Annotated in this window: 15 protein-coding genes; 7 read left to right on the top strand and 8 right to left on the bottom strand. The window is 58.8% G+C overall.

The window, feature by feature from the left end; genetic code table 11:
* Positions 1–73: 73 nt before the first annotated feature.
* From MSL71_RS13835 to MSL71_RS13870, 8 genes are all read right to left on the bottom strand, one after another.
* Positions 74–4,690 carry a hypothetical protein gene (locus MSL71_RS13835; RefSeq protein ID WP_180141275.1) on the bottom strand — a complete coding sequence of 1,539 codons (4,617 nt, stop codon included), beginning with the start codon at positions 4,688–4,690 and terminating at the stop codon, positions 74–76.
* 805 nt (positions 4,691–5,495) lie between these two features.
* The gene (locus MSL71_RS13840; RefSeq protein ID WP_180141277.1) at positions 5,496–7,106 is read right to left on the bottom strand and encodes a SulP family inorganic anion transporter; all 1,611 of its coding nucleotides are present in this window, start codon (positions 7,104–7,106) and stop codon (positions 5,496–5,498) included.
* A gap of 240 nt (positions 7,107–7,346) precedes the next feature.
* Complete coding sequence (locus MSL71_RS13845; RefSeq protein WP_180141279.1) at positions 7,347–8,144, bottom strand: Mut7-C RNAse domain-containing protein; 798 nt, start codon at positions 8,142–8,144, stop codon at positions 7,347–7,349.
* A gap of 5 nt (positions 8,145–8,149) precedes the next feature.
* Entirely contained in the window at positions 8,150–8,650 is a 501-nt protein-coding gene (locus tag MSL71_RS13850; protein ID WP_180141281.1) for a cupin domain-containing protein, read from the bottom strand.
* Between the two features lie 421 nt (positions 8,651–9,071).
* Positions 9,072–9,452 carry a cytochrome c3 family protein gene (locus tag MSL71_RS13855; protein WP_180141283.1) on the bottom strand — a complete coding sequence of 127 codons (381 nt, stop codon included), beginning with the start codon at positions 9,450–9,452 and terminating at the stop codon, positions 9,072–9,074.
* Between the two features lie 2 nt (positions 9,453–9,454).
* On the bottom strand, positions 9,455–10,777 hold the full coding sequence (tmcB, locus tag MSL71_RS13860) for an electron transfer complex ferredoxin TmcB (RefSeq protein ID WP_180141285.1): 1,323 nt from the start codon (positions 10,775–10,777) through the stop codon (positions 9,455–9,457).
* A 1-nt stretch (position 10,778) separates the two neighbouring features.
* Entirely contained in the window at positions 10,779–11,441 is a 663-nt protein-coding gene (locus MSL71_RS13865) for a nitrate reductase (protein ID WP_180141287.1), read from the bottom strand.
* A 17-nt stretch (positions 11,442–11,458) separates the two neighbouring features.
* Positions 11,459–12,757: a hypothetical protein gene (locus tag MSL71_RS13870; protein WP_180141289.1), complete on the bottom strand. Its 1,299-nt coding sequence runs from the start codon at positions 12,755–12,757 to the stop codon at positions 11,459–11,461.
* Positions 12,758–13,208: 451 nt separating this feature from the next.
* Between MSL71_RS13870 and MSL71_RS13875 the strand changes: the two genes are divergently transcribed.
* The 7 genes from MSL71_RS13875 to MSL71_RS13905 all read left to right on the top strand — a co-directional run bounded on the left by MSL71_RS13875 (position 13,209) and on the right by MSL71_RS13905 (position 22,276).
* Positions 13,209–16,190, top strand: coding sequence for a hypothetical protein (locus tag MSL71_RS13875; RefSeq protein WP_180141291.1), 2,982 nt, complete (start codon positions 13,209–13,211; stop codon positions 16,188–16,190).
* Between the two features lie 387 nt (positions 16,191–16,577).
* On the top strand, positions 16,578–17,078 hold the full coding sequence (locus MSL71_RS13880) for a GspH/FimT family pseudopilin (protein ID WP_180141293.1): 501 nt from the start codon (positions 16,578–16,580) through the stop codon (positions 17,076–17,078).
* Positions 17,079–17,089: 11 nt separating this feature from the next.
* Entirely contained in the window at positions 17,090–17,791 is a 702-nt protein-coding gene (locus tag MSL71_RS13885; RefSeq protein ID WP_180141295.1) for a prepilin-type N-terminal cleavage/methylation domain-containing protein, read from the top strand.
* Entirely contained in the window at positions 17,788–18,213 is a 426-nt protein-coding gene (locus MSL71_RS13890; protein WP_180141297.1) for a type IV pilus modification PilV family protein, read from the top strand. Before MSL71_RS13885 ends, MSL71_RS13890 begins: the two co-directional genes overlap by 4 nt.
* Positions 18,214–18,257: 44 nt before the next feature.
* A complete protein-coding gene (locus tag MSL71_RS13895) occupies positions 18,258–18,902 on the top strand; it encodes a PilX N-terminal domain-containing pilus assembly protein (protein ID WP_180141299.1) in 645 nt (214 codons plus the stop codon).
* 16 nt (positions 18,903–18,918) lie between these two features.
* Entirely contained in the window at positions 18,919–21,867 is a 2,949-nt protein-coding gene (locus MSL71_RS13900; RefSeq protein ID WP_180141301.1) for a pilus assembly protein, read from the top strand.
* Between the two features lie 7 nt (positions 21,868–21,874).
* Positions 21,875–22,276, top strand: a complete 402-nt coding sequence (locus MSL71_RS13905) for a hypothetical protein (RefSeq protein WP_180141303.1) — start codon at positions 21,875–21,877, stop codon at positions 22,274–22,276.
* Positions 22,277–22,308: the final 32 nt, after the last annotated feature.

The following is a 22,308-nucleotide window of genomic DNA, read 5'->3' on the forward strand; positions in this document are numbered from 1 at the left end:
ATCATCCCCTGGCCGCCGGAGGCAGACTTTTCCATGCACTTTAACCATAGAAGGCCGTTAAGGCAGCGTGCTCCTATTCGTTTACCTGAAGGCCGTACTTTTCATAGACATCCCACAGGAGCGTGACGTCCCGGGCCAGGTCCACGGCATGGGCAAGGTCGCCTAAAAGGGAGGCCAGGGTGGACCAGAGGGGGTCGTGTTCCGTGATGACGGGCTTGCCCAGGAAGGCGTTCAGGTCGGTGAGGATCTTGTCCCAGCCCGAGGGGATGGTGACATCGTCAACAAGGCACTCCACCAGCCCCTTTTCCTTGAGCAGGTCGGCAAGGATTACAAGAAAGGCGTGGTAGGTTATTCCGGTGTCGTCGTCCAAAACGGCGTGGATCTCGGGGAACCTGTGTTTGATGAGGTTGTAGAGATCGTCGAAGCCTTCGTCACCCTGGTGGATCCACTGATCCTTTTCGGCATCGTAGCGCGCAAACAGGCGCCCCAGGGCGTAGAGGGTCCCGGCGAGTTCGAAGCTGTCGCAGGGGGTGGGCTTTGCCATGACGGAGTCAAGGAGCCCCAGAAGGTTGGCGGTGATGCTGTGGGGGCTGCCGGGGTGGAGGATCCCTTCCAGCAGGTGGACGGTGTCGTAGAGTTCATCCCAGTCCGCATCGGTGAGTTTGTCGTCCGGGTAGTCGGCCAGGCCCCGGCCCTCCTCTTCCTCTGTTTCGTCTTCCCCCACAATGAGGTCGATGCCCCAGTCCAGGAGAAGGTCCTCTTCCCGCAGGTGGGTCGGGGCGTCCAGGTCCCCCTGGGCAAAGAGCCAGGGCGGAAAGACAATGGGAATGTTTTTGGCTTCGTTTAATGCCGTGGCCGGTGCTTTGGTCATGCGGACGGCGCTGACGATTTGCTCCAGGCCGAACAGGATGTCCCGCCTCGGGCCCCACCGCTCGCAGGCGGCGTTTGTTTCGTCGGCGCAGGCGGGAGAGGAGGCGTCGTCAAAGGCGGGATCGCCCAGGCGCTGGAGAAAGGCAAAAAGCCCGGTGAGGAGACGAGAGCGGGCAGGTCCGTTTTCCAGGTCGTACTCCGTCATCCTGGCAAGGAGCCCGTCGCACCGCAGGGGCGTGCCGTCCGGGTTTTTTTCTCCGTAAGGGTCGCTGTCCGTGAGCAGGGTGATGAGGGTTTGGACCTTTGCCGGGCGGTAGTACCCGCGCTCTTCTTCGCTTCCGTACCATGTGGCCATGGGTTGCTCGTCGTAAAAGTCCGCGCTGGGATAAAGAAAATCACGGCCGTCAATAAGCCGCGGTTTCCAGCATTCATGCGGCCACTGGCCGGCGTCTTTCTGGTAGTAGAACAGGGGTTTCAGCAGGTAGGCCATCATGTCGAAGAAGGAGAGCATCCCGCCCCGCGTGGACTCGTACCCCACCTCGGTGTGGCGGTGCAGGCTGCCCCACAGGGCCTGGAGGATCACCAGCACCGCGTTGCGGTTTTGCCAGATCTCGTCACCCACCTCGAACTCCCGGGAGCCCACCAGGGCGTCGGTAACGGGGTTGCCCTCCGCATCGGTACCGTGGCAGATCAGGGGCGCCCGGGGAAAGCCCATGCGGTAGATAACCGGTGAGTTGTGGGGAAAAATGGCGTTGAAAGCCACGCCGCAGTCGATGGTGTCGTTGTAGACCGACTCTTCGGTGACGGCGATGCTCCCGATGAGCCCCTCGCTGATCACCCGGATGCACATGCGGTAGTCCCCGGGCAGCTCGGATGGGCCGTGGGCTCGTTTTTTTGCCCACACCTGGTTGCCCAGGTATTTGCGGCCGTTCATGAACCCTGTGTACCCATTGGCCTCCATCACCTGAAAGATAAAGGCCGCTTCGGATCCCAGGACGGTGACGTGAATGGGCATGACCAGCACGAATTTTCGTTCGGCAAAAAAGAACTGGTAGTTTCGGAAGAGGGCCTCTTCATGGCTGGCGCACTCCCGCACGGGGTCGTTGTCGCCGATGAGCTCGTTTACGATGAGGGACCCCGCCTCCTCACCCGATTGCACCTCGGGCATGGCAAGGTTCCCCGAGGCGTCGTAGCCCACGGTGTAGTAGGTTCCGCCGAGTTTTCCCAGGTAGTAGTCGGAACGCCAAACGTCCTTGTAATGCTCCATGCGATGGAGGTAGCCGGTGATAGTGGATGAGGCGCCCCCGAAAAAATCGACCACGCCGCACCCCGATACATCGGTGACTTCAATTCGCCCGATGTCGGGGTCGGGGCTGACCCCGAGGATCTCGACGCCGGTTCCAAAGGGGCGGACCGTGAGCCCTTGGCCACGCAGCCGGTCCATGACCATGTTGGCGGTCCAGGTCCGGGAGGGGTTTTCAAAGGCAACGGGCACGGGCGGGCCGCTGTCCACGGCTATGGAGACGGTGGCGTCCCCGGAGACCCGAAACGCTTCCACGGCCACGTCGATGTCGTCTAAAAGCCCCGCACCATGTTTAAAGAACGCCCCCAGGGGGTTGTAGGCGGCGTTGTCCAGGTGGATGGGGCCGCAGTCGCTGACAATATGAAGGTATTCCCCGCCTCCCTCGTCGTGGGGAAAGCAGACAGCTTCGCCAAAGGCCTCGTTGATCATGGAGACGATGTCGTCCCGGAAGTATTTCTGGCTTTTATCAAAGTCTATGGTGGCCCTGCTGTCGGGTCCCAGCAGGATCTCAAGCTTTCTTCCTGTCCAGATGCTGTTGTCGATTCCGTCTTTCAGGTCGATGTCCGAGGTGAAGAGGGCGTGGGTGGGGACACCGTACTGCACGGCAAGGCTTGCCTGCTCTTCCATGGTCTGGCCTTCGAATTGGGCGGGGTAGAGGTACTCCCAGTTGGCCGGGTCTGCAGAGGGCTTGTGGATCCAGGCATACACGAGGCCCCCGGGGGTGTGGGTGACCTGCCAGATTCGGTTGTGGAAGGTGACGGTTTTCGGGGTCTTTGGGACATAGTAGTAGGGGCCTTCCGCATGCCATGCCGCGCGAACCGACGCGCTCATGGTGTTGAGGGCGATGTTGTCGTCTTCCACTCCGGTGGCTCCGTAGGGACGATAGCCGTTGAGAACCGGGGTGCCGTCTTCCTCCAGCCTGGGCCTGCCGCCTTGTGGAGAACCCATGTCCCCCGGGGTTCCCGCCACCATGAGGCCGATGGGATAGTTCTGGTCGTAGCGGAAGCGATAATCGTCCATCTCCGGTCCGTCCGCATAAAAGGGCGCACGCCCACGGAACATGTACTTGTAATCCTTGGATTGCAGGGCGATGTCGTACATGCCCATGCCCAGGGTTTTGTGGGTGGTCATGGCAAAGAGGGTGTCGTTGACCGTGAGGGTGCCGCACCCTTTCCCGTGGCCGTGGTCATAGTTGGGGTTGCCGCTGTCCGTGATTTCACCTGTCTTGCCCCCGTCGTCGTATCCTGTGTGGGCTCCCAGGGCCGCAAAGAACATCAGGTTTTCAAGGAACGAGGTGTGAAAGGCCTCGGGGTCGGTGAGGCGATCCCTGCCCCAGATGTCGTATCGCAGCATGTCGTAGAGGGATTCCTCAATGCGGGCGCCCGGGATGTCCCACTGCATGGCGTGGAGGTTTTGGGAGAGGATCCCAAGGGGGTAGGGGGTGTTGCCGAAGAGATCGGAAATCATGCCCATCTCCCTGTCGGCCCGCAGGAAATACTGCATGAGGTAGGGGAACACCTCCCGCAGGCCAAGGCCGAGTTCCGCATCGGAGTAGATCTCCCCGTCATGCCGGTGGTACATGGCGTCGGCCTCGTACACATCGCCCCCTGTGGTGAGGCGATCCTCCATGCCGCAGAGGAGGTCCCGGATCATCCGGGGGGTGTCGATGCCCGGATCAAAGATCTCCCCCAACCCGTTGATCATTTGGTGGATTGAAAGGCGCGCCTGCTCATCGCCCATGACTTCATCAAGGCCCATGAGCAGGGCGTGAACACCGGCCACGATATTGCCCAGCCCCATGTTTTCGTGAACCAGAGGGTCGATTTTCCGGCTGTTGAGGAGGGTGCCGTCGGCATCCTTCCACATGGGATAGTCGGACCGGATGAGGAGCTTTCCCATGATCTGCGAAAAATCATGGAAGTCCTCGTCGAAGTCCGGGTCGGTGATGGTGTCTACCATGTCCCGGAGGTCGTCGAGGAACTCTTCCGGGGTGTCGGTATCCCGCCAGTAGCCCAGGATGCTGGCGAATATCTGGTTGGTATACCCTTCGTCCCGGAGGGGGACGTCCGTGGCAAGATCGTCCAGATAAGCGTAGAAGGCCCGGGTGTAATCGGTGGCTTCCGCACCCGAATAAAAAGTCTCCAGCCCTTGGGCGGTCCTGTGGTCGGGGGAGGGGGCCATGAGGACGCCCAGGAGCCCCCGTGTGTCTTTGCCGCACATGTCGGGCATGAGGGTGGGGTTCACGGTCATGAGGTCGTCAACCCCTGAGGCAAAGGTGACGAAGGCCTCGGGGTTGTCGTTCACCGTGTCGGCAAAGAGGTCGTTGACCATCTCTCCGTCGATGGCATCCCATGCCTCTTCAAGGGCGCCTTCGCCTTCGAAAATGTCCATGAGGGTAAAGCCGGATGCCTCGTTCTTCTGGATGTTTACCCCTTCCATTTCATCTTCGGAGCCGCAGCCCGTGGCCCACAGGACAATCAGGGCCCCTGCCACGGCAAACCATCGGTTCGTTCGCATGGGGATGGTTCCTTATGGTTTTGTGTTTGTTTGTAAGAACGATGTTCTTTGTATGGATAGTTCGTTCGCGGAAGGCGGGAAGTTACAAATATTCAGGCGGGGTGGAACATTTTCGGGATGGGAGAGGCAGGGGAAAGGGTACGACTTAGCCAATGCCTCCGGCAGCACTGCCGGAGGATAAGCTTTTAAAAAAACATAAACAGGTCTTGATAGCCCCTATTGAATGGCGTTTGGACCTTGGTTTATCGGTTAGACCGCGATTTTCAAAAAAACCGAGAAAGATCGACCGAAACGGAGCTCCGCACTTCGGTGCGGCTTTTTTGTCCGTCGTTACCTGTGCCGCACAGGAGTGCGGCGCTCCAGGAGATAAGGGGGGGCGGGAGGTGGGATGTAAATACGCCGATGGCCCAAACGAATCCACAATCTGTTGTCAAGGTGGTTCATCTTGCCGGCCAGGGCCAACGCAGTTAGATTTTTGCCTCCGGCGGTCCTGCCGGGGGCAAAACTTTTGGAACGTTTGACAAAGAGGTTTCGTTTTTTTGGTGAGCACAGCGACCCGCTAGGGGCAACTGAATTGTTACATGCGTTGGCCCCGCCTTGCTGCCGGAGACATTGCGGTTACATCGATAATGGACTATCGGCAACAACGTATCCTGAAACTTCGAAACTTGTGAGTCAGTCCGCACAAACCATCAGCGTTTATGTCGGGCGTAGCCCGAGCCGAAAGCCATTGCGCTTTGGCCTGAGGAACCAAGGGCAAAGCGCAATGGCAATATGCTTTCGAGGTGGCTCACCTCGTCCTTTATTAGTGAAAGGCGTTGGGGTCGGCCACCACGTGGTACCTGGGGTCGTCGATTTTTTCCAGGATGATGGACCGGTATTTGTCGTCGGCTTTGTTGAGGAGCTTTTTGCAGTCCGTGCTCAGGTGCTTGAGTCGGACCTCTTTGCCCGCCTTGTGGTATTTTTCAACGATGCCGGAGATGGCCTCGATGCCGGAGTAGTCCGATACCCGGGATTCGACGAAATCGATCTCCACCTGGTCGGGGTCGTTTTTAACGTCGAACTTGGAGACGAACATTTTGGTGGAACCGAAGAAGAGGGGCCCCCAGATTTCATACACCTTGGTGCCGTCTTCTTTTATTCGCTTGCGGGCACGGATTCTCAGGGCGCTTTCCCAGGAGAAGACCAGGGCGGACATGATGATGCCAACAAAGACGGCCACGGCCAGGTCGAACACCACGGTGAGCACGGACACCGAGATGAGCACCAGGGCATCTGATTTGGGGATTTTGTGCATGATGCGAAGGCTTGACCAGGCAAAGGTGCCGATGACCACCATGAACATGATGCCGGTGAGGGCCGCAATGGGGACCTGCTCGATGTAGGCCGACCCGAAGAGGATGAAACAGAGCAGGGCAAGGGCCGCGGTGATGCCGGAGAGCCGTCCTCTGCCGCCTGCGTTGACGTTGATGATGGACTGGCCGATCATGGCGCATCCCCCCATGCCCCCGAACAGGGCGGTGACGATGTTTGCCGCGCCCTGGGCCACGCATTCGCGGTTGCTGTTGCCACGGCTTTCGGTGATTTCGTCCAGCAGGTTGAGGGTGAGAAGGGATTCGATGAGGCCGATGCCTGCCAGGATGACGGCATAGGGGAGAATAAACCTAAGGGTCTCCATGTTCCGGGGGATGAGGGTGAAGAGCTGGGCCTGGAAAACGGGAAGCCCTCCCTTGAGGCCTTCGCCTCCGCCGTCGCGGATAAAAGAGCCCACAGTGGGCACATCAAGGCCCATGGAGACGGTGACCGCGGTGATCACCAGAATGGCGGTGAGGGCCGCCGGGATCTTTCGGGTGAGCTTGGGCAGGAGGATCATGATGCCCATGGTGGCAAGCACCAGGGAGACCATGGTGATGAGGTCCTGGCCCTGCATCCACTGGGAGACACCTGCGTCAACGGTTTTGAACATGTTGAGCTGGGAGAGGAAAATCACGATGGCCAGGCCGTTGACAAAGCCCAGCATGACCGGATGGGGAATGAGGCGGATGAATTTTCCCAGTTTAAAGGTCCCGGCCGCTACCTGAATCAGGCCCATGAGGATGACCGTGGCAAAGAGGTAGTTCAGCCCCATGTTGGCCACGGGGTGTGCCATGGCAAGACCCAGGGCGTTGCCCTCCCTGACAAGGGAGACCATGACCACGGCCAGGGCGCCGGTGGCCCCTGAGATCATGCCCGGCCGACCGCCGAAAATGGAGGTGACAAGGCCCACCATAAAGGCGGCATAGAGCCCCACCAGGGGATCGACTCCGGCCACAAAGGAAAAAGCCACCGCCTCGGGCACCAGGGCCAGGGCCACGGTGAGTCCGGAGGTGACATCGTTTTTTACGCTGCTCGTGCTTCGTTTGATCAGGTCAACCATCAATCTCTCTTTCGCTTCTGCGCATCAGTGCCACAGGGGGTACAACAAAACGGGCATGGCCTTCGCAATGAGGACCATGCCCGTGGCGATCGTTCATTTTTGGGAAAAGAGCTTGGTTAAATAGGTGTTGTGGGGAGAAAAATCAAGGGAAAAGAGATTGTTGGACTATGAAATATCGACACATCTGCAACGTATTGAAATTGTGAGGGTTAAAACGATGAATTCAGTTGATGGGTCTCTTCAGTCTCCACGAATCATTCCCTTTCCGAGGCCGGGGCTTGCCCCGGAGACATCAATGCCTGCATCGGCCATTTTACCAAGCATACGCCGGACGTGGGGGCCGTGCCAGTAAAGCCGTTTGCAGGAGGGACAGGTGGAAAAGGCGGAGACGTAGCAGCGGGTTTCCGCCTTGAGGCGGTGGGAGACGGTTTCTTTTTCCACGGGCTTAAGGTCGCAATTGCAGAGAAAGCAGCGTGAGAAAAAATTGTAGGGTGGATTCAGGCCGAAGACGGTGAGAACTTCCTTGAGCTGCCGGTAGGGCTCAGTTGCCCGGATGAAGCGTCCAAAAAGGATGTTTTTGCGTTTCAGCAGCCCCAGGTCCCGGGTGAGGAGGATGAGGCGCTCGGTTTCGCAGCGGGCGGCAAGGTCGGAGTCCGTTGTTCCGCGGACATGCAGGGCATCCGCGCCCACGGCACGCAGGAGGCCTGCGAGCCGCCCCACGTTGTCGTCCACGAGAAAGCGGATTTTTCCCCATGCCTGGGGCCGCAACATGCTTGGCCGGGTGACGTCTAAAGGCGGTTCAACAGGATGGACGTCCACGCGGCAGTCATGCACCGGCACATGGTGGAACCCCACCTCCACTCCGTCCACGAGAAGACGGCCCACCTCGGTGTGGGGCAGGCCAAGGGCTTCCAGGGTGTCCTTGAGGGAGGCCCGCCTGTCCCGCACCAGGCGAAGGTCGGCCGTGTTGTTCCTGCGCGTGAGAAACCAGCCGATCTCTCCATGGACAATGAGGTGGATTTCAAAAGGGGTCATCATGGATGCTATGGCGTGAGTTTACGGATCACCGCCTCGTGTTCGGGCCACTGGGAAAGAAGATCGTCTCGCTCGGCCATTTCAAAGTCCTCGAACTCGAAACCTGGGTGGGTGGTGCAGCCCACCAGGGCGTGGCCTTCCCCCTCAAGGGATGCGCCGAACCAGCAGCCCGCCTTGACAAGGGCCTGGAATGTTTCGCCCCGTGCAATGTCGGCACCTAAGCGAATGTCTTCCAGGGTCCCTTCGGGGTGGATGACATGGACGGTGAGGGTCGTGCCTTCATAGAAGTGCCAGAGCTCATCTGCCTTAATGCGATGCATGCGGGAGATGTCATTTCCTTCCAGGAGAAAGTAGATGGCGGCCCCTGTGCTGCGCCGCCCCGGAAAGGAGGCGTCTTCGTCCATGGCGTCGAAGAAGAGGTCCGATTTGTAGGTCTCCCGGTAGTACCCGCCTTCGGGGTGAGGGACGAGATCCAGGGCGTCAATGAGTTCATGAACGCGTGATTCCATGCAGGGCTCCTTATACGGCAAGGTATGGCGAGGCGCCCGGGAAGACGGCGATTGGCAAGGGCGATGCGGGGGCCTCATGGTTTGCTACGCCCGTATGGTTATACTCTTTGGGCAGCCCGGGGTTCAACCGCAAAGTGCGGGTGAGGGAAATGCGCCATGGGCGCATATGCAGGGGCAACCCACTATATAAATAGAGGTTTATTGCCTCCGGCGGCCCTGCCGGGGGCCAACCTTTTAAAAAGGTTGCCAAACAGGTTTGGGTTGGCCATCGACGGTGTGGCGCATTCGGCCACGGAAAAATTTACAATGCTACGAAAAATGCCGCTGTGATTTGGCCCGAGGAACGAGGGCAAAATCACAGCGGCAATCTGCTTTCAAGGTGGCACACCTTGCCGCCGGAGGCGTTTTTTAGGCCCTTCATTCAAGGTTGATCTTTTGCATGGCATTGCCCGCAGGTGATGGGTCCGGATTGAACAGAGAGGTGGCAGCCCTTGCACCGGTTGTGAAAGGCCGCTTCTGTTTTGGGGACGCCTTTGGCCGCGTCATCATGGCATTCCCGGCAGGCCGTCTCTTCCGAGCTTTCGTCCGGGAGGAGCATTCCCTCGTCATCAAAGAGGTGGTGGCAGAGGGCGCAGGACTCTTCCAGGTCGGCGGCTTCATTGTGGGTGTCGTGATCGAACCGGGAGAGGGGACGGGTGCGGGGGGCGTCCATGCTCTCTTCCAGGACGGAGGAAAAGGCTGCGCCGGTAAAGGCAAGGAGCAGGGCGAGTGCCAGCAGACAGGGATTGAGAAATCGGGTCATCGTCAGATCTCCATGGTTTCGTAGATGATGTCGCTGAGGAACTTGATCTTCATGTCGATGCCGAAGTGGTGGATGATGTCCTCCAGGCCTCCGTGGCAGTTGTGGCAGGGGGTGATGACGGTGTCGGCCCCTTTGGCTTTGGCCTCCATAAGCTGTTCAGCCTTGGCCCGGTTGCCCAGGACCCGTTCGTTTTTGAAGTTGGGCCCGCAGTTGATGACCCCACCCCCTGCGCCGCAACAGAAGTTGTGCTCCCGGTTGGGTTCCATTTCGATGAGGGTGGTGCAGCACATGCGGGTGACCTCCCGGGCCAGCTCATGGAGCCCTCTGCCCCGCACGATGTTGCAGGGGTCGTGGAAGGTCACGGGAGTGTCGAGTTTCTTTTTGATGGTGATACGTTTTTCGGTGAGGATCTCGTGGTAGAACTCCACGGCGTGCACCACCGGGACCGGCGGGGTTTTCCAGCCGAGGTACCTGTTGCCGGTGTCGTAGACGCTGCGGAAGGCGTGGCCGCATTCGCCCATGACGATGCGGTTGACCTTGAGGCGCATGGCCGTGTCGAAATGGGCTTTTTTGAGCCTGCCCATCATCTCGTAATCTCCTGTGTACATGCACATGTCGCTGTTGTCCCAGCCCCGGGTGCCCGGATAGGTCCAGCTGATGCCCGCTCTGTCCATGATCACCGCGGCCTGGTAGATGAGCTGGGCACGGAATTTTGGCTCCGGGCCGATGACCGAGTACATGATCTCAGCCCCTTCCCGCTCCACGGGGATGGTGAGGTCCGGCAACTCTTCCCTTGCTTCCTCTTCCTGCCAGTAGAGGCTGTCCAGCCACTCGTCGTTTTTGATCCACATCTGGTTGAAGGTGGCGGAGTGGCTGTTGGCCGTGTCCTGAATGTAGTGGGGCACCACCCCGCAGAGAAAGCAGATGCGCCGGACCATGGCGATGAGGTAGGCGATGTCCACGCCTAAGGGGCAGTAGAGGGTGCATCTGCGGCAGAGGTTGCAGTGGGTGAAGGCCACGATGGCCGCTTCTTTCAGGATTTCGGGCGTGATCCGCCTGCTTCGGGTCAGGGCCAGCAGGCTTTTTTTGACTTTGCCCGCCGGTGAGTAGGCCGGGTCTTTGTCCCGGGAGAGGTAGTAGTGGCAGCTGTCGCTGCAGAGCCCGCAGTGAACGCAGGTGGAGAGATAGGCGTCCAGGCGCGGGCTTGCCTCCTTGTGGATGACGGTGCGGATGATCTCTTTGACTTTCTTTTCATCAAATCGGGCCAGACCGGCTTCGATGCCGTCGTCCATGATAGCCAGCAGGCGTTGGGTCGTCTCGGTCATGTTACCAGTCCTTTGCCATGCGCACCCCGCCAAACTCGGATCCGGCGTAGCCGCGGGTGATGAGCATGTAGAAGATGTGGCTCAGTCGGGTGAAGGGGATGGCGGCGATGATGAGGTTGCCTGCCGTCATGTGAATGAGGGAAGCCCAGAGGAATCCCGGCCATTGAAAGCGGGCCCAGAGGCCGGAGAGCACCAGGGCTATCAGTGAAGCCAGGAGCATGTGGTCCGCAGGTGTGGTGATGTAGCGCACCGCGCGCAGGAACAGGCGTCGGCCCAGGAAGAAGAGCAGGGCGCACAGGGCGATGACGGCCAACACGTCCGAGACCGCCTCCGGGTAGCGGGGCAGACGGAAAAAGCTGCTGTCCGACAGGAGCACCCCGTGGGCCGAGTAAAAAAAGGGGAGGGTGAGGATGGCCATGTGAAAGGCGGTGGTGGCCACGGTCATCACCGGGTGCGTGCGGGTGGTCCGGCTGACGTAGGGGATGAGGTGAAAGAGGATGGAACGCCCGGCGTATTTCCATGAGTAAAAAGCGAAAAACGCTCTGTCCTTTTGCGCGGCGCGCTTGAAAAAAAGGAAAAGTTTCAGGGCGGTGCCGCCCAGGCAGACCGTGAGCGCCGCCTGGAATCCGATGCCGGTCATGAAAGCGTACAGGGTGTAGTGCATGGCGATCACTCCGAATGTTATGTAAGGGCGATGAACTCCCGCGTGTAGCGATAGTCGGGGCCTTGTTTTTCTATGCCGCAGATCATCAGGTGCTTGCTGTCCGGGGTAAAGGCGGGGGGGGCCATCCAGATGTAGGGACGCTTGACCTCCATGCCGTCTAAGAGAACGGAATAGACCTCGCCTCGTTTGACCTTGGCGGCCACATGGTTTCCGTGGTGGCTGAAGATGGGGTCCCATGCCGTGTCGAACCCATTGCCCATGGGGTGGTCGTCCACCAGGATGACGGCTTTGCCCCGGTGGTGCCCGCAGCAGCCCAGGCGGGTTCCGCAGGGGCTGAACACGGGTTTGGCGAGGTACCCGTCCACTTTTGTTTTCCAGGGGGTGCCGTCCAGGACCACGGCCCATTTGCCGAAGTCCGGGGCGATAACGGCGGCGATGCGGTCCCCTGCCGGGGAGAGGGCCACCTCCCATAACTGAAAATAGGTCTCCGGCCATGCTTGCTCCCCGTCACAGGCCAGGATCCACCCTTCAGGGCTTTTCACCGGTGCCCACACCATGGTTCCTTCCGGGTGGACCACCGGTGCCCAGACCGAGGGCCAGGTTTCTCCCCAGCACTGGTCGTTGACGCAGATGGTGTAGTCGTACTGGTTGAGGCGTACATCTACGGCGCTCAGGGCGCCGTCCGCAGAGAGGACCGGGTTGAAGGCCCCAACGTAGCGACCGGTCCAGGCACCCTGGTCCGTTGCCAGGGTGAAGCACCCGGAGAGAAAGGTGTTCAGGTCGCCTTCGGCAATGGGGGCGGTCTGCACCACGGCGGCGGACCGTGAGCCTGTTTCGGCAAGGGTGAGGGAGAAGGTGTTTTCGTAGGATTCCGGCCAGGGGGTGTCGTCGACGACCGGGGTGTAGCGTCGTTGGTCCTGGGTTTCACAGGCCGTTGTGTCCTGGTCGGTGACCGAAAGGTTCCAGGCGATTTCCGCGGTGAGCTGCCAGGGGGTTGAAGCGGCAACGGCGGTCCAGCCCTCGTCGCCCTGGCAGAGGTAGGCAAAGTCGCGGTTTCCCATGGGCCTCAGGTCGGTGATGGAGACAAAGGGCTCTGAGATGTCGGGTTCGGTTTTGTCGATGCTTAAGGTGTAGAGGCAGCACTCCTCAGGTTCGGTGCGAATGGGAATGGCAAGTCGGGTGCCGTCTCTGGAAGCAACGGCTTTCCAGAAGGGAAACCGATCCGGCGGTGTGTCGGCGGGGCGGGGAATAAGGCAACTGAGGGAATCGGCGGGACTGTCGAAGGCGTCTGGTGTGACTCCACGGGGTGTTGACATCAACGTGCTCCTTTCCAAAGGGGTGGTCAGGAATCGCAGGAGAGCAGGGCTCGGGAAAACAGTGAAGGTTGCATGGTTTTTCCTTGGCCCCGACAAACACGGGTCGCAGTCATGGTGTTGTGGTACCGGTGGGCTCGTTGTTTTTAAATATCATACATTTTTAGATGAAAAATTCAACACTTGTTGCTTCAAAAAAGTAGAAAAAGAAGACTCACTTCTTCTGTGAAAACGGGCAAGACACAACAGGGTAGTGGGTTTTGACGTTTCTTTGTCATGTCCAACGGGCGGGGAACTTTATGAATGGCCAATGGTGCGGGTTTTCCTTGTGGAAGAGTACTGTTTCTTTTTGTCTTGTTTGCGAACATTGTTTGTGTAATAGATTTAGTGTTTGTTATATGGTTCCTCTGTTCTGAGTTGGCCCGTTACCTATTCACCATTTCCGGAGATAACCATGGCTTTCATCCTACGATTCGGAGTGTTGTTTTTGATGTCCCTGGCAGTGGGTGCCTGTGGAAGCAGCGGCGGGTCCTCGGGGACACCGGATCCCGTCGGGAGTTCTGACGAGGTGTCCCTGGAGTCACCGGTCCATGGTGCCACGCTTCTCAACAAAGAGTTTTCCCTTGCCTGGAGTCCCAGCAAAACCAAAGGGGAGTCCCGGTGGGGGGTTACGGTTTCTACGGAGGTGGACGGAATCAAACAGACTGTGATGACCCTGTCCACAACGGCCCAGTCTTATCGGCCGCTCCAGCTGTCCGACAACACGACCTACACGTGGAAGGTGGAAGCCCTCAACGACGAGGGGGAGAGTGTGGCCGCTTCCAAGGAGTGGTCATTTCATACCTTTCCTACCCGGATGCTTCCCTTTGACGGTGCCTTGGACCGCCACAGCTCCCCCGACGGGTTCACGGCCTTTGAAGGTGCCGTCTATTTTTCTGCCTACTCCCCGGAGTATGGCCGGGAGCTGTGGCGTAAACAGGGCAATGCTCCGGCTGAGCAGGTGGCGGACATCCATGCCGGGGACAAGGGCAGTTTGCCCATGGAACTCACGGTGTGTGGCCCGTGCCTCTATTTTTCCGCCGATGACGGCACACACGGCAGGGCGCTGTGGGTGATGAGGGCCGGTCAGGCTCCCCGGTTGGCTGGGCCGGAAGTGCCCGCCCCCGACGGTGAGGAAGAAGATGACGAGCCGGTTCCTGGCCGTGTTCCCACTTACCTTACGGCCGTCGGGGAGGCCCTCTATTTTGCTGCCAACGGCACCGTGGAAGAAGAGGTCACCCTGTGGCGGCAGGGAGATGATGCAAGTGCTGCCGAGGAAGTGACTCGGGCCGAAGGGGAGGGGGCGCTGCAGAACCCCGAGTTCGGTACGGCGTACAACGGTCGCCTCTATGTTTCCGCATTCACCTCCGATGCCGGGCGAGAGCTCTGGCGGGTGGAGGGCACCACCGCTGTTTTGCAGGACATCAACCCCGGAGACGCCTCCGGGAGCCCCAAGGAGATGGTGGTGTACGGGAGCTGTCTCTATTTTCGAGCCACCCTGGCCGGGCATGGATCGGAGTTGTGGGTGGTGGACGGGGACGCCGGGCCCGCCCTGCTCAAAGAGATCGCTCCGGGGGGAGCTTCCGGTGCGCCCGGCGGGTTTGCCGTGGCCGGTGACACTCTCTTTTTCGCCGCTGACACCATGGAACATGGCCGGGAACTCTGGCGGAGTGACGGCACCGGTGAAGGCACGGTCTGCGTGAAGGACATCTTGACGGAGCCGTCCCTGGGGAGCCAGCCCGCCCAACTTGCCGGGGCAAACGGTGTGCTCTATTTCAAGGCACAAACTCATGGAGAAGGATTTGAACTCTGGAAGAGCGACGGCACTGAAGAGGGAACCGTCCTTGTCCGGGATATCCGGCCCGGAGAGGCAGGCAGCGGCATCGGCCCCATGGTCCCCTTTGGTGGCGGGGTGATCTTTCCCGCCGAGGAGAGTGCGTTCGACAAGGAACTCTGGTTCAGCGAAGGCGAGTTTAACACCACCTTCAGGCTCCGGGATATCCGTGTCGGTGAAAAAGGGAGTTACCCCGAGATGTTGAAAAACCTGGACGGCACCCTGTGGTTCCGGGCCGATGACGGCGTCCGTGGGAGCGAACTCTGGCAGAGCGACGGCACAGAGGCGGGCACCCGATTGACGGATAACCTGAACCCTTATGTGGACCCCGATGTGGACCAGATGGTTCGCGTGGGGGGGCGGGCCGTCATGGTGGCCACCTCCGGAGAGTACGGACGCGAACTTTTTACCTTCAACGCCGAAGGTGGTGTGGAGGTGCTTGCGGATATCTTTCCCGGCTATGGGGGCAGCGACCCTGAAGGGCTGTTTGTCCATGACGATCGCCTTTATTTTTCGGCCCGGGACGAAGAGAACGACCGATCCCTGTGGGTCACCCGCGGGACCCTGGACTCCACCGAGCGGTTGACGGATCGCAACGGGGAGACGGTTGCCTTCCCCCGTTTTTTTGCGGCGGGCCCGGATGCGGTCTTTTTCCTTGCCGTTAAAAGCGACGAGTGGCAACTCTGGAAAACCTCCGGAACCAAGGACAACACCGAGGCCGTCACAGACGAGAACCATGACGTCGTGGTGGTGGGGCCGTATGTGGAAGGCTCCGATGCCGGTCTTGCCCTTGCCACAGCGGGAGACCGGGTTTTCTTCCGGGTTGGCGGCGACCTGCGGGTTCGGGAGAGCAGCGGTGAGGTGGTTCAGGTCCCCGGGGTCGAAAACCCTGAGGGGTTGTACCCTGTGGAGGGATCTTTGCTTTTTGCCGCCCAGGTCGCCGGAGGCTCGGGGCCTTCGCGCCTTTGGCTGCTGGCTGCTGGCCAAAGCGAGGCCGGTGACCCTCTGGAAAGCCCCCAAGGCGTCCTTCTGGCACCGGAGAACTATCATCGCACCGGGGATCTGATCTATTTTTCCGCCCTTCCTGAAGGGCAGGCCGAGCATCGCCTCATTCGATTCTCTGTTTCAGACAACACCGTGACCGTTCCCACAGATGCCGAAGGCGGGAGTTTGACCAACCCCGACGAATTCTGCGGTGTCGGGGGGCTATTGTGGATGATTGCCGATGTATCGGAGAGCCGGGGCATATGGCAGCTACCGGCCGGGGGCCTTCAGGCAACACCTCTTTCGTCTCTGGCACCCGGGGAGATCACAGGGCTCGCAGGTTCCCTGCGAACCGTTGGCGATGCCCTCTACTTTCTGGCGGATCACCCCCTGGAAGGGAAACGGTGCCTCTACAAAACCCGCGGGGCAACCCTGGGCCCGGTGCTGGACTATTACGGACGTCCTTTACTTAATGCGAAACAACCGTTTGTGCTGAACGACTATCTTTTCCTTACGGCCATGAATCAGGATGTGGGTTCAGGCAATGTTTTTCAGGGATTTTGGGTGACATCACCCTGATAGATTATGCAATAAAACAGACAAGTAAAAGGCTCTCGGAAAGGTTTTCCTTATCGAGGGCCTTTTTTTGTTCCCTGCGACTTAAAAAAAGTGTTGTCAAACGACTTATTACGAGATAGTGATAATTTTAGAAATGTAGAATTATGAACGTTGATTCGATGCAAAACCGGTTGTGCAGAGCCTTTGTCGCCGGCAGCGAATCAGTCTGGATACTGTGAGTCGCCTTGCGTGTGAATTTGTGTAATTAAGTCAAAAAAAGTCAATGATCCTCTCTGCTTCAAGTCGTTGGGGCCAACCGGCTGATAAGTAAATTTACTGTATAACGTTTCATCTTTTTGGTCGTCGGTTGTTCGGAATCTCAGGGTCGTTTCGGCCGAGGAAACACATATGAATAATAATAAGGGGTTTACCCTGCTGGAATTGATGGTGGTCGTGGGGCTAATCACGGTCCTTGCAGGTCTGGCCGCGCCGGAGGTCAAGCAGTGGGCTGCGTCCCAGCGACTCTCCGCATCGGTACGGAGCATCCATTCGGCTTTTCAGCTGGCACGGCTGGAGGCCATCAAAGTGGGCGGCGATGTGGTTGTTGCCTTTTCCGAGGGAACGGGTCCCAGCGGGACTTACGCCGCCTTTGTGGATGAAGACGGGGACAGGGTCCAGGACACCGGCGAAAGGGTTATTGCCTCCGGGAGCCTGTCGAATCAGGTCACCATCGGCAGTGCCCGGTTTGATTTGGGGGGAACAGGAACCCTGGACAAACTGCAAACCCACTTTGACAGCCGTGGGCTCACCACCGGACGAAACGGTGAGGTCCGAATGACGAACGTTTACGGCAAAGCGGTGCGCGTGGTTCTCAACAGCGCCGGCAACAGCCGGGTTGAAATGATGTAAGGATGCACAGGATGAACGCGATGACCTGTCGGAAGGGCTTTACACTTCTCGAATTGCTCGTGGCTATGGCAATCTCCGTGATTATCGTTGCAGCGGCGTACTTTTTCTACAACACCCAGGTCCAAACCCGGTTGACCCAGGAACGGGTCCTCGACATTCAGCAGAATCTGAGGGCTGCCATGGTCATGATGGGCTCTGATATCCGTATGGCGGGCTACGACCCCGAGGGGACCACCGATGCGGGGATCACGGCTGCAACGGCCTCCACGTTGACCTTCACCACCTCGGTTGAGGCGGAAGCCAACGGCGTGGACGACGACGGGGACGGGGACACCGACGAAGCGGACGAAGCCTCCCGGCCCATGACCCTTGAAACCATCAGCTACACCCTGAACGACGAAGACGGAGACGGCGATCAGGATTTGGTGCGTGTGGTCGGAACGAGCCGGGTCGTTGTGGGGGAAAACATGGAAGCCCTGGAGTTCAACTACGTCCTTGACGACGGAAGCACTGTCTCCGTCCCAACGGATCGAGAACGTGTCATTGCCGTGCGCATGGCGCTTCTGGCGCGTAGCCGGACCAAAGATTCGGGTTTTTCCAACAGTGTAACGTACAGGGGCTACACCAGTACGTGGGGGCCATACAATGACGGGTATCGGCGTCGCCTTCTGAGGCGAACGGTGCGCTGCAGAAATCGGGGGATAGACGAATGACGAAACCGGTGCGCTGCACTTCCATTGGACACGACGAGGCGGGGATGACCCTCATTGAGGTGATGGTGGCTTCGGTGATTCTGCTGGTGGGGCTTCTGGGACTTGCCCTGATGCAGGTTCATGCCATGAAGGCAAATGCCCAGGCCCGCTCCATGACGGAAGCTGCCAATTATGCAAGCGATCGCGTGGAGCAGATCATGAGCGCTGTGTGGACGGAAGAGACCGTTGACAGCGATCTGGCCGCAAACGACCCGGATACACCGGAAGACATGCATACCGCCACCGCCGACGGGTACACCGTCAACTGGGTCGTGACCGATGCCTCGGACAAAATGAGCAAGACCGTCAACCTCACGGTGCTCTGGACGGAAGAGGGGAAAACACATCGGGTCTCCCAGGTGGTGGTGAGGACAATGCATTGAATATTCATATCATCCACAGGCCTCTGACGCGGAAAGGAGGGCCCATGACGCAGGACATAGAACGGGGCGCGTACCCCTCGGGAGAGGAGGGCAGTGCCCTGCTTGTGGTCCTGGTGCTTCTTGTGCTGGTGACCGTTATTTGCATATCGGCCATGAACAGCTCCGTCACGGAATTGAAGATTGCCGGCAACGACAGGGTGAGCAAACGCAATTTCTACAATGCGGAAGCGGGCCTCTTTGACGCCGTGGCCATGTTTGACCGGATCTATGCCAACGAGGCGGACTCGGAGGGGAACCGGCTCTACCTGAAGGATTCCACCCATCTGCCATTAAGGGACCGCGATCCGAGAAACGGCGGGGTCGAGTTTGCCTCTCCGGTGACAAACGATGCGGGGATTCCCGTGGCCTGGATCGAGGTGCGTGCCATTTTGCTGCTGGCCAACAAGCAGGCAAGCACGTTGTCGGCAGCCGCCGAAGACATTCCCTCTTTGGCCCATATCGGGCCAGCGCCCAAGGGGTCTGAAAAGGGCGTGTACCGAACGCGGCGGTATGCTGTTACCGCCACAGCCATCGATCCCACGGTTTACAGTGCCGCCAATCCCAAGGCGTCGCTGACGGGCGTGGTTCTTCAGTGCGGTGTGGATATGCAGGAAGAGCTGGTTAAAGTGGAACATTTGCAGGGAATTTGATCCCACGGAGGAAACAATGAAATTCAGGCATGCTCTCATCTTGTGTTGGCTGGTTCTCACCTGCCCCCTGACCGCCCTGGCCGACGATATTGCCATCTACGGCACCCAGTCCGTGACCATTGAACCCAACGTGCTGATTATTTTCGACACCTCGGGCAGTATGTCTGAAACCGTCGAAGGCAGTGCCCCCTCCGACGGCGTCAGCGATACCTATGATCCGGACACGGTCTACTCCGGTTCGCACCCGAGCAGGGCCGTGTATTACAAGTCCGGTTCTCGCTGGAAGTTGTACAGCAATGATGTGGACGACATCGGCAACGACGCCATTGAGGCAACCTTGTTGAGCGTCGGGTATGCAGAAGTGACCATGCGCTCGGGGCGGCGACAGTGGAAAACATGGATGCGCATCGGCAACTACAGGAATTTTCTGGAGCGGCCCGTGGCCTCTGACAGGACACGATTGGAAATTGCTCAGGATGTGGTAAAGGAGCTCCTCGCCGAGACCACCGGGGTCCGCTTCGGCCTGATGAAGCTGAACAGCTGCGACGGAGGTCGCCTCATCTCGTCCTGCGGCACGGACAATTCGGTCATCTCCTCCAAAGTCGATGACCTCACCGCCAATGGTGGTACCCCCCTTGCCGAAGCCCTTGCTGAAGCCGGGCTCTACTTTGCAGGAAAGACAGGCTATTTCAGCCATACCAGTTCAAATTATGTCAGCCCCATCGAGTACTCCTGCCAGAAGAACTACGTGATCCTTTTTACCGATGGAGAGGCCACCTGCGACGAATCCAGTCTCCTCTACGGAACAAACAAATACATGGGCAAGACCATCGGGGACTACGACGACGACGACAGGGATCTCAACGCCGACGGCAGTGTCCATCGTTACCCCTCGGACGACTCCTACTACGGGACCACCGATTTCCTGGATGACGTGGCCATGTTCCTTTACAACGAGGACCTGGTGAGCTCCATGGGGACGGGGACCTCTTTTGCCAAGCAGAATGTCATCACCCACACCATCGGGTTTACCCTGGATCACGACCTGCTCAACCGGGCGGCCATTGACGGTGGGGGAACCTACCATACGGCCTCCAGGGCTTCGGATTTGAAAGAAGCTTTTCAGCAGATCATGAGCACCATTGCCGAAGAGTCCTCCACCTTCGTGGCCCCGGTGGTGCCGGTAAACCGGGAGTACCGGACGGCAGAAGCCGACTCCATTTACCTTGCCTTTTTCAAACCCGTTCAGGCTGGCGACTGGAAGGGGAACCTTAAGAAGTACACCCTCTCCGAGTCGGGCGATGTCCTGGATGCCCTGGGCAACAACGCAGTCAACACCGACGGCACCATGAAAGAGAACAGCAGGTCCCTTTGGACACAGGCGTCCAGCGATGGTGCCGATGTGTTGAAAGGGGGGGCGGGTGAGCGAATTCAGGAACAGACTTCCCGCAATTTTTATACGTATACGGGGGGCAGTGAGAAGAGCCTGACAAACATTGCCAACCGGTTTGATGCCTCCAATTCTGATTTGCTGGACCTCGGGGTAACCACCGATGCCATTACCGCGGTGAAGGAGGGCGTTGGTGGGTGGCCCATCGGTTCCATTATTCATTCCGAACCGGTGGTGGTGCATTACTCCACCAGCTCGTCGGTGATCTATTTTGGCTCCAACGACGGGTTGTTCCGGGCCATCAACGACGCCAACGGGGAAGAGCTCTGGGCCTTTGTTCCACCCGGTCAGCTGGATCGGCTGGACCGGCTTTCTGATAACAATTACGATTACTATGTGGACGGTTCTCCTTCCGTCTCCTACGGTAGCCTCATGAGCGGTACCACCCTGTTCTCACCGGATACCCTTCTGGTGGGAGAACGCAGGGGCGGGTACAGGTATTACGCCCTGGATATCTCATCGTACAGTGAGCCCAAGTGGAAATATGAGGTGACAACGGCAGGGGGCGAAGCCCTGGGACAGACCTGGGGGCGGCCGGCCTACTGCCGTATCAAGTTGAGCTCCACCACCGATGCCAAGGTGTTTGTCATGCCCGGGGGCTACAATCAGGTTAAGCAGGAGGCGAGCTCTGGCGTCGGCACCGTTCCGGAAATGGGCCGGGCTCTGTTTGCCGTGAAAGCCTCGGACGGCAGCTTTACCGGGCTTAAGGTCAACCACGGTAACTTTAACAAGATGACCCACAGCATCGTGGATCTGTATACCGTGGATACCGATGCCGACGGCATCACCACTCGCGTCTATGCCGGGGATATGGCAGGGCAGGTGTTCGTGGTGGCCGACGATGTGCTGGACACCGTAAGAGACGGGAGCCGCGTGGTGGAGGCCAAGGCTCCGGATGGTACCTGGGCGTATCGGAACCGTTTGTTTTCATGCGATTCCGGAAAGCTTTTCTATGCGCCGGTACCGGCGGAGGTGTCCGGGGTGGAGACCCTCTATTTCGGCACCGGTAACCGGGCCAACCCCCTGGGCACCGAGTCCAACCGGTTCTATGGGGTTCGGAACACCCTCTGGGACAGTGATTTGACGGACAGCGACCTGGTCAATGTCACCGATGAGTCTGCTTCGTACGCAGATGTCTTGAAAACCAAAAAAGGGTGGTATTTCAACTTTCCCAATACCAACGAGAAAGTTGTTTCCAGGGCCCTTGTGAATTCGGGGGTCGTGTACTTCACGACCTATACGCCTACCTCGGAAAGCAGTTCCGATTCAGATGCGGATCCGTGTGCAGGGGCAGGGGCCCGCGGTGTCGGGCGACTTTACGCGGTGAGCGCCTTTGACGGCAAGGCCGTAACCACCTGGGGCGGATCCACGAAAAGCCGGTCCACCGAGCTTCCGGGGAACCTTCCCATCGCCAAACCCATATTTAACGGAACGAAGATCCAGGTGGGGCCCATGAACTGGGACGCAGCCAAAGATGACCGGGTTGATTATTTTTACTGGAAACAAACACGTTAGGAGGCGGATGATGCTGAAACAAATCGGAGTTGTTCTCCTGGCAGCGGTGATTGTAACTGCCGGTGCGGCCGCCGTTGCCTGGGCAGGGGATTCCCGTACCCTTGTTCTTGAGGTGCCTGCCTCAATGGACCGGGGGGCAAACTCCAGGGCATATGACGACAAGCGGGTGGTAGAAAAAATGGCGCAGGTGATGGAGGTCTCTGCCGACGGCACATGGATGCTCATCGGTGAGTCCACCTTTGTGATCGGTTCCTGGTTCCATGACGGCACCCGTACCAAAACGAAGCTCCTCGATGCGTCGGGGAATGCGGCGAAGCTTTCTCGCTTCAAGCGTCGGGACCGTGTCTATGTTAAAGGCGTGGCCCGCAAGGACGGCACTCTTTTTGCCTATGTGATCCAAAAGCGATAAGCCGTTTTGCTCTTTCAATCATGGGGGGCAGG

It is taken from the genome of Desulfoluna butyratoxydans (genome assembly GCF_900699765.1).
Taxonomy (GTDB): domain Bacteria; phylum Desulfobacterota; class Desulfobacteria; order Desulfobacterales; family Desulfolunaceae; genus Desulfoluna; species Desulfoluna butyratoxydans.

Excerpts from the sequence above, each read along its gene's own strand:
- MSL71_RS13865 (WP_180141287.1), bottom strand. The coding sequence starts at position 11,441 with ATGCACTACACCCTGTACGCTTTCATGACCGGCATCGGATTCCAGGCG.
- MSL71_RS13890 (WP_180141297.1), top strand. The coding sequence starts at position 17,788 with ATGACGAAACCGGTGCGCTGCACTTCCATTGGACACGACGAGGCGGGG.
- MSL71_RS13850 (WP_180141281.1), bottom strand. The coding sequence starts at position 8,650 with ATGGAATCACGCGTTCATGAACTCATTGACGCCCTGGATCTCGTCCCT.
- MSL71_RS13895 (WP_180141299.1), top strand. The coding sequence starts at position 18,258 with ATGACGCAGGACATAGAACGGGGCGCGTACCCCTCGGGAGAGGAGGGC.
- MSL71_RS13870 (WP_180141289.1), bottom strand. The coding sequence starts at position 12,757 with ATGTCAACACCCCGTGGAGTCACACCAGACGCCTTCGACAGTCCCGCC.
- MSL71_RS13905 (WP_180141303.1), top strand. The coding sequence starts at position 21,875 with ATGATGCTGAAACAAATCGGAGTTGTTCTCCTGGCAGCGGTGATTGTA.
- MSL71_RS13855 (WP_180141283.1), bottom strand. The coding sequence starts at position 9,452 with ATGACCCGATTTCTCAATCCCTGTCTGCTGGCACTCGCCCTGCTCCTT.
- MSL71_RS13875 (WP_180141291.1), top strand. The coding sequence starts at position 13,209 with ATGGCTTTCATCCTACGATTCGGAGTGTTGTTTTTGATGTCCCTGGCA.
- MSL71_RS13840 (WP_180141277.1), bottom strand. The coding sequence starts at position 7,106 with ATGGTTGACCTGATCAAACGAAGCACGAGCAGCGTAAAAAACGATGTC.
- MSL71_RS13880 (WP_180141293.1), top strand. The coding sequence starts at position 16,578 with ATGAATAATAATAAGGGGTTTACCCTGCTGGAATTGATGGTGGTCGTG.
- MSL71_RS13845 (WP_180141279.1), bottom strand. The coding sequence starts at position 8,144 with ATGATGACCCCTTTTGAAATCCACCTCATTGTCCATGGAGAGATCGGC.
- MSL71_RS13900 (WP_180141301.1), top strand. The coding sequence starts at position 18,919 with ATGAAATTCAGGCATGCTCTCATCTTGTGTTGGCTGGTTCTCACCTGC.
- MSL71_RS13885 (WP_180141295.1), top strand. The coding sequence starts at position 17,090 with ATGAACGCGATGACCTGTCGGAAGGGCTTTACACTTCTCGAATTGCTC.
- MSL71_RS13835 (WP_180141275.1), bottom strand. The coding sequence starts at position 4,690 with ATGCGAACGAACCGATGGTTTGCCGTGGCAGGGGCCCTGATTGTCCTG.
- tmcB (WP_180141285.1), bottom strand. The coding sequence starts at position 10,777 with ATGACCGAGACGACCCAACGCCTGCTGGCTATCATGGACGACGGCATC.